The organism is Nocardiopsis nanhaiensis (assembly GCF_054778635.1).
In genome coordinates this window covers 18,816-33,160 of record NZ_BAAGZJ010000025.1, presented here as the reverse complement: position 1 = coordinate 33,160, position 14,345 = coordinate 18,816, and the positions used below count along the sequence as shown (strand labels likewise).

General features: G+C 69.9%; 17 protein-coding genes. 12 read left to right on the top strand and 5 right to left on the bottom strand.

What is annotated here, in order from left to right; genetic code table 11:
- Nucleotides 1–97: 97 nt before the first annotated feature.
- A complete protein-coding gene (locus tag ACYVD1_RS14175; protein ID WP_460746444.1) occupies nt 98–349 on the bottom strand; it encodes a putative acetyltransferase in 252 nt (83 codons plus the stop codon).
- Nucleotides 350–529: 180 nt separating this feature from the next.
- Here ACYVD1_RS14175 and fdxA point away from each other — a divergent pair, with 180 nt between their 5' ends.
- Together fdxA and dapC are read left to right on the top strand one after the other, a co-directional pair.
- The gene (gene fdxA / locus ACYVD1_RS14170) at nt 530–850 is read left to right on the top strand and encodes a ferredoxin (RefSeq protein ID WP_460746441.1); all 321 of its coding nucleotides are present in this window, start codon (nt 530–532) and stop codon (nt 848–850) included.
- Nucleotides 851–1,033: 183 nt separating this feature from the next.
- On the top strand, nt 1,034–2,143 hold the full coding sequence (dapC, locus tag ACYVD1_RS14165) for a succinyldiaminopimelate transaminase (RefSeq protein WP_460772157.1): 1,110 nt from the start codon (nt 1,034–1,036) through the stop codon (nt 2,141–2,143).
- A 4-nt stretch (nt 2,144–2,147) separates the two neighbouring features.
- Here the strand turns inward: dapC and ACYVD1_RS14160 are convergent, their stop codons facing one another.
- Entirely contained in the window at nt 2,148–2,423 is a 276-nt protein-coding gene (locus ACYVD1_RS14160; protein ID WP_460772154.1) for a hypothetical protein, read from the bottom strand.
- A gap of 247 nt (nt 2,424–2,670) precedes the next feature.
- Entirely contained in the window at nt 2,671–3,543 is an 873-nt protein-coding gene (locus tag ACYVD1_RS14155) for a hypothetical protein (RefSeq protein ID WP_460772152.1), read from the bottom strand.
- A 255-nt stretch (nt 3,544–3,798) separates the two neighbouring features.
- Here ACYVD1_RS14155 and ACYVD1_RS14150 point away from each other — a divergent pair, with 255 nt between their 5' ends.
- The 3 genes from ACYVD1_RS14150 to ACYVD1_RS14140 all read left to right on the top strand — a co-directional run bounded on the left by ACYVD1_RS14150 (nt 3,799) and on the right by ACYVD1_RS14140 (nt 6,768).
- Nucleotides 3,799–4,635 carry a 2,3,4,5-tetrahydropyridine-2,6-dicarboxylate N-succinyltransferase gene (locus ACYVD1_RS14150; protein WP_460772149.1) on the top strand — a complete coding sequence of 279 codons (837 nt, stop codon included), beginning with the start codon at nt 3,799–3,801 and terminating at the stop codon, nt 4,633–4,635.
- A 170-nt stretch (nt 4,636–4,805) separates the two neighbouring features.
- Entirely contained in the window at nt 4,806–5,870 is a 1,065-nt protein-coding gene (gene dapE / locus ACYVD1_RS14145) for a succinyl-diaminopimelate desuccinylase (RefSeq protein WP_460772268.1), read from the top strand.
- A 121-nt stretch (nt 5,871–5,991) separates the two neighbouring features.
- Entirely contained in the window at nt 5,992–6,768 is a 777-nt protein-coding gene (locus tag ACYVD1_RS14140) for an LOG family protein (protein ID WP_460772145.1), read from the top strand.
- 29 nt (nt 6,769–6,797) lie between these two features.
- Here ACYVD1_RS14140 and ACYVD1_RS14135 read toward each other — a convergent pair whose 3' ends face one another.
- Nucleotides 6,798–7,211: a hypothetical protein gene (locus ACYVD1_RS14135; protein ID WP_460772142.1), complete on the bottom strand. Its 414-nt coding sequence runs from the start codon at nt 7,209–7,211 to the stop codon at nt 6,798–6,800.
- 62 nt (nt 7,212–7,273) lie between these two features.
- Between ACYVD1_RS14135 and ACYVD1_RS14130 the strand changes: the two genes are divergently transcribed.
- From ACYVD1_RS14130 to ACYVD1_RS14115, 4 genes are all read left to right on the top strand, one after another.
- Complete coding sequence (locus ACYVD1_RS14130; protein WP_460772139.1) at nt 7,274–7,789, top strand: hypothetical protein; 516 nt, start codon at nt 7,274–7,276, stop codon at nt 7,787–7,789.
- Between the two features lie 208 nt (nt 7,790–7,997).
- Entirely contained in the window at nt 7,998–8,582 is a 585-nt protein-coding gene (locus tag ACYVD1_RS14125) for a hypothetical protein (protein ID WP_460772136.1), read from the top strand.
- Nucleotides 8,583–9,019: 437 nt separating this feature from the next.
- Nucleotides 9,020–9,187 carry a DUF3117 domain-containing protein gene (locus ACYVD1_RS14120; RefSeq protein ID WP_017542172.1) on the top strand — a complete coding sequence of 56 codons (168 nt, stop codon included), beginning with the start codon at nt 9,020–9,022 and terminating at the stop codon, nt 9,185–9,187.
- Nucleotides 9,188–9,301: 114 nt separating this feature from the next.
- Nucleotides 9,302–10,792, top strand: a complete 1,491-nt coding sequence (locus ACYVD1_RS14115; protein WP_460772133.1) for a leucyl aminopeptidase — start codon at nt 9,302–9,304, stop codon at nt 10,790–10,792.
- A gap of 63 nt (nt 10,793–10,855) precedes the next feature.
- Here ACYVD1_RS14115 and ACYVD1_RS14110 read toward each other — a convergent pair whose 3' ends face one another.
- Nucleotides 10,856–11,446, bottom strand: a complete 591-nt coding sequence (locus ACYVD1_RS14110; RefSeq protein WP_460772266.1) for an O-methyltransferase — start codon at nt 11,444–11,446, stop codon at nt 10,856–10,858.
- 318 nt (nt 11,447–11,764) lie between these two features.
- Between ACYVD1_RS14110 and sigE the strand changes: the two genes are divergently transcribed.
- The 3 genes from sigE to ACYVD1_RS14095 all read left to right on the top strand — a co-directional run bounded on the left by sigE (nt 11,765) and on the right by ACYVD1_RS14095 (nt 14,153).
- Nucleotides 11,765–12,400 carry an RNA polymerase sigma factor SigE gene (gene sigE / locus ACYVD1_RS14105; RefSeq protein WP_460746411.1) on the top strand — a complete coding sequence of 212 codons (636 nt, stop codon included), beginning with the start codon at nt 11,765–11,767 and terminating at the stop codon, nt 12,398–12,400.
- A 2-nt stretch (nt 12,401–12,402) separates the two neighbouring features.
- On the top strand, nt 12,403–13,095 hold the full coding sequence (locus tag ACYVD1_RS14100; protein ID WP_460772130.1) for an anti-sigma factor family protein: 693 nt from the start codon (nt 12,403–12,405) through the stop codon (nt 13,093–13,095).
- 62 nt (nt 13,096–13,157) lie between these two features.
- On the top strand, nt 13,158–14,153 hold the full coding sequence (locus ACYVD1_RS14095; protein ID WP_460772263.1) for a transcriptional regulator: 996 nt from the start codon (nt 13,158–13,160) through the stop codon (nt 14,151–14,153).
- Nucleotides 14,154–14,345 lie beyond the last annotated feature (192 nt).

The following is a 14,345-nucleotide window of genomic DNA, read 5'->3' as shown; positions in this document are numbered from 1 at the left end:
CGGGGCTGAGCCTCTCCTACCCCGGAAGAGGCGAAGAATGCCTGCTTGCGGGCGCCGATGGGCACCCTCTAGTACCCGCTGTGCGGGCCGTGCTCTGTCAACTGCGGGGGCCCCTGCCGCGCCGACGAGGGGGAACGGGGGGGACGACACGGCTGGCGACGATGTCGGCTTCGGCGACCTCCACTGTGGAGTTGTCCCTACGACGTAGGCTGAGTACACCGTCGGCCCAGGACTCCACCACACCGATGATATCGGTGAAGGCGCCTTCGGGGAGGGAGATTCGTACGGTGACCCGCTTGCCGAGGTCCTCTGGGACGATCCTGTGGACCAGCTGTCCGCGCAAGTGCATGATTCCCGCCCCCGAGTGTGCGATGGGTGTTCTCCGACGCCATACTAGGAGTACGACATCTGTGCCAATTGCTTGAAGAGCCGGGAACACGGACGACGCCCGCACGTCGGACGGGTGGCCCGGGAGCTCTGAAGGTCCCCGCCTCCCCCGGGTAAGCGGGGGTGAGACAAGGAGTACGACGTGACCTACGTCATCGCGCAACCCTGTGTTGATGTGCTGGACAAGGGATGCATTGACGAGTGCCCCGTGGACTGCATCTACGAGGGCGACCGCATGCTCTATATCCACCCGGACGAGTGCGTTGACTGTGGTGCGTGTGAGCCGGTTTGCCCCGTCGAGGCCATCTACTACGAGGACGACCTGCCCGAGCAGTGGTCCGACTTCTACAAGGCCAATGTCGACTTCTTCGACGACATCGGCTCGCCCGGCGGCGCCTCCAAGGTCGGCAAGATCGATCGGGACCACCCGATCGTCGCCAAGCTGCCTCCGCAGGCTGAGTAGCGGCGGCCCGCCTCCGCATCCCCTTGGCGCAGAGTATGCGTGGGTGTGAGGCCAGCCAGAGTGTGAGTGTCGGGCCGACCTCCGAGCGGGGGTCGGCGCGACGCTGTTGTGTGCGGGTCCGCGCGGATCCCCGTAGAGGTAGCGACCAGGGTAGAGGTGGCGAAGAGGATGGAGAGTGCACCGATGGGTGAACGTCGACCGGTTACGGACCGGCTTCCGACCTTCCCGTGGGACCGGCTGACTCCGTACAAGAAGACGGCCGCGGCCCACCCCGACGGCATCGTCGACCTGTCCGTCGGCACACCCGTCGACCCGGTGCCCGCCAACCTCAGGAAGGCTCTCGCGGACGCGGCGGACTCACCCGGCTACCCGCTCACCTGGGGCACGCCCGAACTGCGTGCCTCGATCCAGGGCTGGCTGGAGCGCCGCCACGGCGTCCGTGTCGCCGACGGTGCGGTGCTGCCCACCGTGGGGTCCAAGGAGCTGGTGGCCTGGCTGCCGACCCTGCTGGGCCTGGGCGCGGGAGACACCGTCGTCCACCCCGAACTCGCCTACCCGACCTACGACGTGGGCGTGCGGATCGCCGGGGCCGCGCCGGTCGCCTCCGACGGCCTCACCTCCCTCGGCCCGGCCGACGTGAAGCTGGTGTGGGTGAACTCGCCCGGCAACCCGACCGGCCGCGTCCTCGGCGTGGACCACCTGCGCAAGGTCGTGGACTGGGCCCGTGAACGCGGCGCGATCGTCGCCTCCGACGAGTGCTACCTGGACCTCGGCTGGGACGGCACGGAACCGGTCTCGATCCTGCACCCGGACGTGTGCGGCGGCTCGCACGACAACCTGCTCGCCGTGCACTCGCTGTCCAAGCGCTCCAACCTCGCCGGATACCGGGCCGCCTTCGTCGCGGGTGACCCGGGCCTGATCTCCGAACTCCTGGCGGTGCGCAAGCACGCGGGGATGATCGTGCCCGCACCCGTCCAAGCGGCCATGAAGGCCGCCCTGGACGACGACGGGCACGCCGCGGAGCAGAAGGAGCGCTACCGGGCGCGCCGCAGCAAGCTCCGGGCCGCCTTCGAGGGCGCCGGGTGGACCATCGAGCACTCCGACGCGGGCCTGTACCTGTGGGCCAGCCACCCGGACCACGATTCCTGGGGCGCGGTGGGGACCCTCGCCGACCGCGGCATCCTGGTCGCTCCGGGTGCCTTCTACGGTCCCACCGGGGGTCGGCACGTCCGAGTGGCCTTCACCGCCACCGACGACCGGGTGGACACCGCGGCCAAGCGCCTCGCCGAGTAGCCGCTCAACGCCGGGGGAGCAGGGCACGCTGGACCTCGGGCCACTCCACGTGGTCCAGGTCGCCCCAGGGGAGGCCGGAGAGGTCTTCGAGGACCGCCCTCAGCGTCGCCAGGTCGTCATCGTCGACTACCTGATTCCCGCCGTCCCGGTGGTCCAGTACCAGTGCGGTCACGTACGTCCGCAGAGGGGACAGGCCCTCGTGCGCCGCCCTCCTCGCCTGGGCGTGCCACCGGGCGTCGTGGGGGAGCCAGCAGGCGATGACTTCGGTGGGCTCGGACATGTGGGTCACTCGTACAGGGGCTTTCCGCGGTTCTTGCACTTCTGTTCCACGCCACCGTTCCACGTGTTGCAGCAGGGGAAGCGCATGACCACCTCCGAGGCGGTCCTAGCACGGTATCGCGGTCAAGAACCCTCTGTGACGTGCACTGACCCACGCACAGAACCACGGGCAAACCACGGTTCCAAGGCCAGGGCCGGGCCGCCCGGCGCGCTCCGGCGGCGCCCCGCCGCTACTGCGGGACCACGCGCTACCGCAGCACCACGCGTCCCCCGGTGTCGTCGTCCACCTCGGACCACGCCTCAGCGCCGTCCAGCCCGTTGGAGGCCTGCCACTGCTGGCCGCCGTAGGTCACCGACGTCAGCCCGTACTCCTCGGCGTGCACCACGGACCACAGGGCCATCGCCCACCCCAGGTCACCGGTCTGCGGGGGGTCGTCCGAGGGCAGGGTAGCCGGATCGGTGCCGAACACCCTGGTCAGCTCGTCCAAGGCCCCCGCGGTGTCGGCGTCGCCGGCCTGGAATTCCGCCACATCGTCCGAAGCGAACCAGCAGGTGACCGCCGGTCCCTTCCGGCCGTTGAAGGTCTCGGCCATCCTGGCGGACAGGTCCTCGTGCTGGTCGTAGGCGAACCCGTGGGCACTGCGCTGGACCCGCTGGGCGGCCTCGTAGACCGGGAGCCCCTCCCAGCCGCCGACCTCCGCGAGTTCGTCGTAGAACGCTCTGCTGGAGACCACCGGGTCCAGGATTTCCTCCGGTTCCCCCCACTCCTGGGACGGACGCTGCTGGAAGAGGCCCAACGAATCCCGGTCGCCGTGCTGCACGTTGTAGAAGGTCGACTCCTGCCACACCGTCGCGTAGGCCACCGTCACCGCTTCTTCGGGCATGTCGCGGCTGAACGCCACGCCGCCCACGGTCGCCGCGTTCACCGCTTGGCTGACCTCCAGGTCGTAGCGGCCGTCCGACAGGCTCAGGCGGCAGCCCGGATCGGGCTCGTCCCTGGTGTCGAGCGGCTCGAACGTGGTGAGCACGTAGTACCCCCCGGCGACGAACAGGCCGCACGTGAAGGTCAGGACGAGGAGGATCTTGGCGAACGCGGAGAACTTCCTGCGCTTAGTGGGCACGGGCGAACCAAGGGTCGACGACAGATGGGGCACACGGGTTCTCGTCCTCGAACCGGCGTCCGCGAGACCGTGCACCGGGCGCGCCGGGGCGGGCGGAGTAGCCGTCCCTGGCGGGCCTCGGGCGAATTGTAGTCGGCCCGCGGCGCCATCACAGGGGGGTGCGGCGCGGCTCGGCGAAGGAGTGGCGAAACGCTCAGAACGGCGCGGGCGGGGCGCATGCCCGGCACCCCCGGGAAGCGACTAACGTTGGTGTACATGACCAGCTCGTACAAGAGTCCGCTGCCCGACCAGATCGACGAACTCTGGGAGCAGCGCTCCGAACTCACCCCCGGCCACACCGACGCGCGCGCGATCATCACCGGCGCCATCGACCAGATCGACGAGGGTAAGGCCCGTGTGGCCTTCGTCGACCCCGACACCAACGACGTGGTCGTCGACGAGCGCGCCAAGCGTTCCATCCTCCTCGGCTTCAAGGTCCTGGACATGCAGGAGTCGACGGTAGGGGACTTCTACTACCACGACCGCATGCCGCTGAAGACCCGCTTCGACGGTGTCCGCGTCGTCGCCGGCGCGATCGCCCGCTGGGGCTCCTACCTCGCACCGGGCGTCGTCCTCATGCCTTCCTTCACCAACATCGGCGCCTACGTCGGTTCCGGCACCATGGTGGACACCTGGGCCACCGTCGGTTCCTGCGCCCAGGTCGGCGAGAAGGTCCACCTGTCCGGCGGCGTCGGCGTCGGCGGCGTGCTCGAGCCGCCGCAGGCCTCCCCGGTCATCATCGAGGACGAGGCCTTCCTCGGTTCGCGCAGCATGGTGGTCGAGGGCGCCCGCGTGCGCAAGGGCGCCAAGCTCGGCGCGGGCACCATCCTCACCTCGTCCACGCGCGTCTTCGACGCCGAGACCGGCGAGGAACTGCCCCGCGGCGAGGCCCCGGCCTGGTCGGTGTGTGTCACCGCCAACCGCAACAAGAGCTTCCCCGGCGGCGAATTCGGCATGCCCGTCCTGCTGGTGCTCAAGCGCCTCGAAGAGGGCCAGGAGCACGACAAGCTCGCACTGAACGACCTGCTCCGCGAGCACGGCGTCAACGCATAGCAGCGGACGGCCCCGCGTTCGGGCCCGTTCGATCAGGGGCGCCCTTCCCACCGTGGGAGGGTGCCCCGCCTTCTGTTCTAAGGTGGCCACGTGTCGTGCGCACACCGAACGCGGCGGTGCGCCCGCACACCCCCACGCCAACGCACACCTCACTGAAACGGGGCGACAACATGCTGGACCTGACCTCGGACGTAGCGGACCTGACCGCTGCTCTCGTGGACACACGTTCCGAGAGCGGTGACGAGAAGGCCCTCGCCGACGCGGTCGAGAGCGCCCTGTCGGCCCTGCCCCACCTCACTGTCGCCAGGGACGGCGACGCCGTCGTCGCCCGCACCGACCTCGGTCGTGACCGGCGGGTCGTGATCGCCGGCCACCTCGACACCGTGCCGATCGTCGAGAACGTGCCCTCCCACGTGGACGGAGACCTCCTCTACGGCTGCGGCACCTCGGACATGAAGGCCGGGGTGGCGGTCCAGCTCAAACTGGCCGCGCTGGTCACCGAGCCGGTCCACGACGTCACCTACGTCTTCTACGACAACGAGGAGGTCGACGCCTCCCGCAACGGCCTCCGCCGCATGGCGCGCAACCACCCCGAATGGCTCTCCGGCGACTTCGCGATCCTCATGGAGCCCACCGACGGGGTGATCGAGGGCGGTTGCCAGGGAACCATGCGCGTGGACGTGAAGGCCTCCGGGAAGCGCGCGCACAGTGCGCGTTCCTGGCGGGGGGAGAACGCCATCCACAAGGCGGGCGCGATCCTGGACGTCCTGCGGGCCTACACGCCCAGGCAGCCGGAGGTGGAAGGGCTCACCTTCCACGAGGGCCTCAACGCGGTGTCCGTCGAAGGCGGTGTGGCCGGGAACGTCATCCCGGACGAGTGCGTGGTCCGGGTGAACTACCGGTACGCGCCCGACCACTCGCCCGCCGAGGCCGAGGCGCACCTGCGCGAGCTGTTCGCGGGGTTCGAGGTCACGGTGACCGACTCCGCGGCCCCGGCCCGCCCCGGCCTCGACGACCCGTCGGCCGCCGCCTTCGTCACCGCCGTGGGTGAGGGGGCGGCCCGTGCCAAGCTCGGCTGGACCGACGTCTCGCGCTTCTCCGAGCTGGGGGTGCCCGCGGTCAACTACGGTCCCGGTGACCCGATGCTCGCGCACACCCGTGACGAGTACGCCAAGATCCCGCAGATCCGTGAGGCGGAGGAGCGTATGGTCGCCTGGCTCACCGGTCGGCGCTGACCAGCGCTGACCAGACCGGGAGCAGTGCTGGCCCAGTGAACCCGCAACGGCCGCTACCGGCCACCGGCGCGTCACGCGTGGTTAAGGTACGGGGTTGCCCTGGACGGATAGCTTTACGGACATGACGGAAGACGAGAACGTGAGGAGCGCCGGGCCACTCACCTACCGTGGCCGCGCGATCCCCGACACCACCACCGACCAGCGGCTCCTCGACCGGCGGGGGCCCTCCGACTGGGTGCACACCGACCCTTGGCGGGTACTCCGGATCCAGTCGGAGTTCGTGGAGGGCTTCGGGCTGCTGTCCGAACTCCCTTCCGCGGTCAGTGTCTTCGGCTCGGCGCGGATCAAGCCCGGGACCGACTACTACGACCTGGGCGTCACGGTCGGGGCGAAGCTCGCCGAGGCCGGGTACGCCACCATCACGGGTGGCGGTCCCGGCATGATGGAGGCGGCCAACAAGGGTGCCCAGCAGGCGTCCGGCATGTCGGTCGGGCTCGGGATCGAGCTGCCGTTCGAGCAGTCGCTCAACTCCTACATCGACATGGGGATGACCTTCCGGTACTTCTTCGTCCGCAAAACGATGTTCGTGAAGTACTCGCAGGCGTTCGTCGTGCTGCCCGGCGGTCTCGGGACGCTGGACGAACTGTTCGAGGCGATCACCCTGGTCCAGACCAAGAAGATCACCCGCTTCCCCGTGGTGCTGGTGGGGACCGAGTTCTGGGGCGGCCTACGGGACTGGGTGGAGGCCAGCCTGCTCAAGCACGGCCTGATCGCGCAGAAGGACATGGAGCTCCTCCACGTCACCGACGACCCCGACGAAGCCGTGCGCATCATCCAGCAGGCGCACCTGCACATCGAGAACAAGTTCGAGCGGAACCAGCCCGGACCCTCCAGCTGAGCCACCGGCCGGACGCGGGGCCGCCCCGGTCAGGCGAGGCCCCTGCGGACGGCCGCGGGCGGGCGTTCACCGCGCACCGAAGCGACCATGTCCAGTGCTCGCCGGACCCGTTCCGGGTGCTCGGTGACGAACACCCGGGCGCCGGCCCAGGCGTACACAGCCGCGAGGGACACCTCCTCGGCCGCTGCCACCGGCACGGCGCCCACGATGCCGGGCGGTGCTGGGGGCAGGTCCTTGCGCGGATCCTGCCCTTCCACGCGGCCGCAGCGGACCAGGACGGTGCTTCCCGCCGAGGCGAGGTCCGCCACCCGCGCGGCGGGCGGCCGGTGCCCGGCGTCCACGGCCTCGGAGAGGAGTTCGGCGTCCCCGGCCTCCGACAGGAAGGGCTCGGCGGAGGCCGAGAGGGCGTCGGGGGCCAGGACCAGGAAGCGCGGTTTCGACACCCGTCGAGTGTCCCACGCCTGGGCACTCCCAGGGGTTGGGGACGTGTGGCACGATCGATGCCGTGCCTACCTTCATCATGATCCTGGTTGCCGCGGCCGCGCTCGCCGTGCTCGTCGGCGTGGTCTACGTCGTGCTCGGCAAGGGCGGGCAGCTCGCCCGGTTCGAGGCCGACCACCCGCCGCTGAACCTGCCCGAGGGGCGGCCCGTGGGCTCGCGGGATCTGAGCAATCTGCTGATTCCCCTGGCCATGTGGGGCTACCACGTGCGGGCGGTCGATGCGCTGCTGATCCGGCTCACCGCCACCCTGCGCGAGCGCGAGGAGAGGATCGAGGACCTGGAATGGCGTCTGGCCCGCATGGACCCGTCCTACGTCCCCCGGGGCACCGGTCCCCAGCCCGGCTCGTACCTGCCGGGTGACGACCAGGGAACCCCCGCAGAGGCATACGCGCCCGAGGAGGGTGCCGAGGCGACATCTCTCACCGGTAACGGCGTCGGCGCGGGCACCGGGGCCGACGTACCCTCCCATCAGGGCAACGACGCGACGGTCGGTGGCAGCGGGCATGATGACCAGTCCTGACGCCTGTTCCCCGGTATGCTTCGGGGCGGCCCTGGCTCCTTCGGTACGCGGGTGAAAGCCCGAGCAAGCCGCCAGTCCTATGTCGTGCATCACATCCGAACTGTCGTGCTAGGTCCGATGTGAAGCGTCCGGGTGCTCTATTCTCAGTCGCTGTACATGCGTACCCCCACTCCTCCGGAGCGGGGGACCGTTGGTGAGGATGGCGAGGATGGACACAGCAGCCGAACTCAGGTCCGGTGCCGAGGACGGCCCCGGGGACTCCTCCACCCCGGTGCGCCAGATGTCCTTGTGGCCGCCGCCCCGTTCGACGCGGCACAGTGGCAAGCGCCGCCGTCAGATCACCAAGGTGGTCGTGATCGCCTCGGTGCTCCTGCTGGTCGGCGGTGGTGCCGCCGCAGCCTGGACCTACCTGGACGGCTCCGGCGACGACCCGGTCACCGTCACGTCCGACCCCGGCGAGTTCGAGGGCGATTGGTCGGGACGGATGGAGCAGGTCAACACCGAGGGAGACCCCGTCGCCGCGTGGGATGCGCAGGTGCGGATCGATGAGGGCGCCGAGCGCGGCAGCACCGCGTGGACCACGTTCTCGTGCTCCGGAACGCTGGAACTGTCCGCGCGCGACGGTGACCGGCTGGTGTACGCCTACACGGAGACCTCCGACCCCGAGGACCGCTGTGTCGACGAGTCCGAGCTGACCCTGTGGCCCGGTACGGACGGCCAGGGGCTCAACGCGGAGTGGTCCTCCGTCACCGGGGAGGGAACCCGCATGGTTTCCACCGGAACCCTGGACTGAATCCGAGGCGGGCCGAAAGCCCCGGGTCGTATCCCCGGAGTCCCTGGCGGGAGCTCCGGAACGGGGCGAATTCTCCTCAGGGGATCCCCTGAGCGCACCGCGGGTGACTTCCTAGTTTGTTCCCCGGGCGGGTGGTGGAGGTCCGTTGGGGCCCTCTTGCCTCGCGCGGGTTTCGGTCAGGACCGATATAACCTTACTGACCGACGATTCCTCGTTGGTAGGCACTCACGGAGGCGGCCCGGCTGTCGCCTGGCGCACACGCAGGGGTCAACCTCCGAGATAATGGTCGAAGAGTGATTCGCGTCCCTTGAGTCCCACGGGCACGAGTCACGCGGAAGCCGGCCTGAGGCTCCGGAGCCGAGACGCCCCGCGGATCGGCGCCGGTGCTGTGGGTCGGCCCCCGTCACCCGCGAGGAACACCTAGAAAGGGGAATGGCATGGCGGCGATGAAGCCGAGGACCAGCGATGGGCCGATGGAGGTCACCAAGGAGGGTCGCGGCATCATCATGCGGGTCCCGCTCGAGGGCGGCGGCCGTCTGGTCGTGGAGCTCACGCCCGACGAGGCGACCGAACTGCGGGACGCGCTGCGGGGCGTCGTCGGATAGCTCAGCGGATCCCCGTTAGCTCGGTGAACACCCGATCCCCCACCTGGGCCGGAAAGCCCTGACGACCCCCGAGGTTGCACACCTCCCGAACGAGTGAACGATTGTGAGCGGCCTGTGCCATTCGCCACGGAGATCCACCCCGTACCGGGGACCCTCGCCGAAACCACCGCGGACCTGCAGGTCCTGCCCGTGTTCGCGGGAGAGGAAGGTCCGGAGCCGGCCGACGGGGTCACGGACAGCGGACTGACACAGGTCCTACCGTCACCGCTCTCGGATTTGTTCGCGCACTTTGCGCTCACCGGTAAGCCCGGTGAGCTCTCCCAGTTCCCGGTGTCCCGGGACGGGGGCCTGGTCCGCCTGGCCCTTCTCGGGGTCGGCTCGGGTAGCCCCGACGACCTCCGGAAGGCGGGCGCCGCCCTCTCCCGGGCCGCACGGGGCAAAGAGCGCGTCGCCCTCGCCTGGCCGGGCGGCGGAGGGGAGGCCGCCACGGCCTTCGCCGAGGGCGCGCTCCTCGCCTCCTACACCTTCACGCTCAAGACCGCCGAAACCCCCAAGGGGCAGCGCCCCGCGGCCGTCATCGACGTCGTAGGGGACACCGCGGAGCTCGCCTCCGCGCTCACCCTCGGCTCCGACCTGGCCGGTGCCACCGCTCTGGCCCGGGACCTGATCAACACCCCCTCGTTGACCAAGAATCCCGAGTGGATGGCCACGCGGGCCGACGAGGTGGCCGAGAGCGCCAAGCTCGCGCTGCGCGTCTGGGATGAGAACGACCTGGCGGAGCAGGGCTTCGGCGCCATCCTCGGTGTCGGCCAGGGCTCGTCGCGTCCGCCCCGCTTGGTCCAGCTGTCGTACACCCCGGAGAATCCCACCGGGCACGTGGTGCTGGTCGGTAAGGGCATCACCTTCGACACCGGCGGGCTTTCGCTCAAGCCCAACGACAACATGTCGCTGATGAAGACCGACATGAGCGGCTCGGCGATCGTGCTGGCCGTGCTCTCCGCACTGGCCTCCGTGGGTGCCGGCGTCCGCGTCACGGGCCTGCTCGCCCTGGCGGAGAACGCCTTCGCGGGTGACTCCACCCGGATCGGCGACGTGCTCACCACGTACACGGGCAAGACCGTGGAGGTACTCAACTCCGACGCCGAGGGACGCCTGGTCCTGGCCGACGCCATGGGCTATGCGAGCACCGAGCTCGCGCCGGACGTCCTGGTCGACGTCGCCACGCTCACCGGCGCCGCCAAAGTGGCGCTGGGCACCGGGATCGGCGCGCTCTACAGCAACGACGACGCGCTCTCCAAGGAATTGGAATCCGCTGGCCGTGACTCCGGTGAACCGCTGTGGCGGATGCCGCTCACCGAGGAGTACGCGCCCACCACCGAGTCCCGCGTGGCGGATCTGGCCAACATCGGTACCCGGGGCGGCGACTTCGGCCCCGCCGGTGCCACCGACGCGGCGCTCTTCCTCCGCGAGTTCACCGGCGGCCTGCCGTGGGCCCACCTCGATATCGCGGGCCCCGGCCGCTCGATGAAGGAGAGCGGGGTGCTGAGCAAGGGCGGCACGGCCTTCGCCACCCGCACCCTGCTGCGCTGGCTCGCTGACAGGTAGCTGAGAGGGAGCGGTGCAGAGGGCCCCGAGCGAGGGCTCGGGGCCGGACAGCGGAGGGCCTCCCTACGGGCGGATCGCCGCCAGGAGGCCCTCCCCCACGGGGGCCAGCAGCGGGATGAACGTCTCGTCGTCCCGCATCCGCTGCATGACCTCCCGCACCGCGACCTCGGCCGGACCCGGCACCCGTAGCGGCCCGTCCGGCTCGCCGGGTGCCGTCATCACGTTGTTGAACACCACGACCCCGCCCGGGCGCAGAAGCCGCAGCGCTTCCTCCAGGTACGCGGGGTAGGAGATCTGGTCGGCGTCGACAGAGACCATGTCGTAGCCGCCGTCGGTGAGTCTGGGAAGCACCTCCAGCGCGGTGCCGCGGATCAGCCTGGCCCGGCCCGCGCCGAAACCGGCCCTCGCGAAGGCCGAGCGCGCGTAGTCCTGGTAGGCGGCGTTGACGTCCACCGTCGTGAGAATCCCCTCTGGGGACATACCCCGCAGCAGCCAGATTCCCGACGTGCCGCACCCGGTGCCGACCTCCACCACCGACCTGGCCCCTATCGCGGCCGTGAGGAACCGCAGGGCGGCCCCTGTCGCCGCGTCCACCGGGGGAGCCGCGGAGCGGACCCCCGCGTCGTAGGCTTCCGCCAGAGGACCGTCGCCCATGGCGTTCTCCTCGAACCGAGCCTGCTCGGTCCGGACCCACGCGGTCCGGGCGACGCTCTCTTCTGCGCTGATGACGGCCTCCATGACCTGCTGAATATCCTGGGAGGGAGCTCTGACCGGCGGGTCGTCACTCACCGTGGAATGATGGTCGCGGCCAGGCAGTCTCCCTGGTCAAAAGAGTAGCCTGAACCGGTCCGAACTCCGAGTGTGGCGACGGGAACTTAATCGGCGTTCCCCGACGTTGAAACGGGATGAACGTACGTTGACTGCCACGAAGCAAACTCCCCCCAACCAGCCCTCGTGTGGTGCGTCAACGGGATGAAGGGAGCTGCGGTGCCAGAGACTGGCCCTGCCGTCGAGTTCGAGGCATGGGAACCCCCGAGCTGGGAAGAGGTCGTGCGGGTTCACTCGCCGCGTGTCTACCGGTTGGCCTACCGACTCGCCGGCAACAAGCACGACGCCGAGGACCTCACCCAAGAGGTCTTCATCCGGGTGTTCCGCTCCCTCGCCAACTACACTCCCGGAACCTTCGAGGGGTGGCTGCACCGCATCACCACCAACCTCTTCCTCGACATGGCTCGGCGCAAGGCCCGCATCCGCTTCGAGGGGCTGGCCGACAACGCCGACGAACGGCTGGAGGGGCGCGAGCCCTCACCCGCCCAGCGCTACGACGACCGGCACTTCGACGCCGACATCCAGGGGGCGCTGGACGCACTACCCGCCGAGTTTCGCGCGCCGGTGGTGCTGTGCGATATCGAGGGGCTCTCCTACGAGGAGATCGCGGCCACGCTCGACGTCAAACTCGGCACTGTCCGCAGCCGCATCCACCGGGGCCGCGCCCAGCTGCGCCGGGCACTGGAGCACCGGCGGTCACTCGCCGCCGAGCACGGCACACGTGCTGCCGAGGCCAGTACACCGGGCGGCGGAGCGAACGTGACCAAGGAGGCGGAGTGAGCATGGACCACCTCGGAGAGCGCCTCTCGGCGCTCATCGACGGGGAACTGGGCGCCGCCGAACACGAGCGCGCCCTCATCCATCTGGCCAAGTGCGAGTCCTGCCGGTTCGAGGCCGACATGACCCGCAGGCTCAAGCGCCGCCTCACCGGGCTCGGTGAACCCGAACCCGACATGGACTTCATGGGACGCCTGATGTCCCAGCCCGGACTGGGCGCGACCCGTGATCGGGGTGATCGCGGCCCGTCGGACCCGCCGCCGTCCAGCCCTTTCGGGTCCAGCCCGCCACTGGGGTCCTCCCGCCCCCTCGGCGGCTTCCCGGGCGGCGGGCCGCTGTCGGCCACCGAGATCGGCGGACCGACGCCGCCCCGCGAGCAGCCGCGCACCAGGACGCAAGGCCCCGTCCGGCAGCGTACCGAGGGTCCGAGCGTCGCCGACCGGGTCTCCGGCCTGCTGCCGAACTTCTCCGGTGGGCGTTACGCGGTCGCGGGCCTCGCGGTGACGACGGCGCTCCTGGGAAGCGCCTTCATCGCCGGCGGTGACGCCGAGGACGCTCCCGTGGTGGAACCCCGGCTGTCCGACTACGCCGTCGACCATGCGGTGAGTAGCCGTCAGATCCCCGTGGTCGACCCCCCGATCGACCCGCTGCCCGTCGTGGACGAGGGCCCCTCTGACACGACCGAAACGACCCGGTGAGGTCTGGGGAACCCTCTTCCGGTGCGAGGTCCGGGCCCGCGAACGTCATCACCATCACTCTGCTGTGCGTGCTCCTGCTGACCGGCGGGGTCCACCCTGAGGCGGCCTCGATCCAGGCAGAAGGCGAGGACCACGGCATGCCCGTGCTGCAGCGTGCCGCGGGGGCTGACGGCAGGGTGGCCTACACCGCGGTCCGCGAAGTGGAGGGATCCGGTCAGGACCGTGTCGACGTCAGCGTGGTCAACCGACCGGGCCAGGGCATGGCCATGTCGCCCCCGGGAGAGGACGAGCGCGCATTCGTGGTGCTCTCCTCCACCGCCCTGGAGTCCTTGGACGAACGCCTGTTGGACATGCTCGCGGACACCTACAACGTGGTGGACGCGGGCATCGACGAACTCGACGGCCGCCCGGCTCACCTGGTCGAGGCAGTGCGTGCGGACTCCACCGTGGCCGGAAGATTCTGGGTGGACACCGATACCGACCTGCTCCTCGGCCGCACGGTGTACGACCGGGCGGAGGAACCCGCGTTCAGCAGCCGGCTCACCGACCTGCGCTTCAGTGACCGGGACTGGCCGGAGGAGGCCCATGGGGACTCGCCCTGGGGCGACGCGCTGAGCCGCGCCGAGCGGGACGGGCTGCGCGATGCCGGATGGGCGGTACCCGAACACCTGACCTGGGACCTGCGGCTGGTCGACGCCCGGTCCAAGAACTACGAGGACGAACGTGTCGTACATGCCGTCTATTCGGACGGTCTGTCCCAGGTGTCGGTCTTTACGCAACGTGGCAAGCTGGGAACCGGCCATCTCTCCACACTTCGTAACGGATACACCGGAACCGGGACGGGGGTAGATGGCGTCACAACTGAGCACGACACGATCTTCGGCGGAGACGTGGGCCAGTACCAGAGTGTGTGGCAGGCGAACGGGTTCGTCTACACGGTCCTGGCCGACGCCCCCGCGGACCTGGCATCCTCGGCGGTCGTCGCGTTGCCGGGGCCCGACGGCTCCGGTTTCTGGGCCAGGGTGCAGCGGGGCCTGTCCAGGCTGGGTCCCCTGTAGGAGGTCCGGCCGGCCGACGGAACGTGTGCGGAGCCGAAAGCCAAGCGAAACACGGAGCAGGTCTTGAGTCAGGACAACGGCCGTTCGGAACCCTCGGAGGGCGGGGGACCGCCCCCTTCGAACGGCGGAGTACCTCAGCGCGGTGTGCCGGACACACCCGCCCCGGGTCAGGCACCTGCGGAACCACCTCAG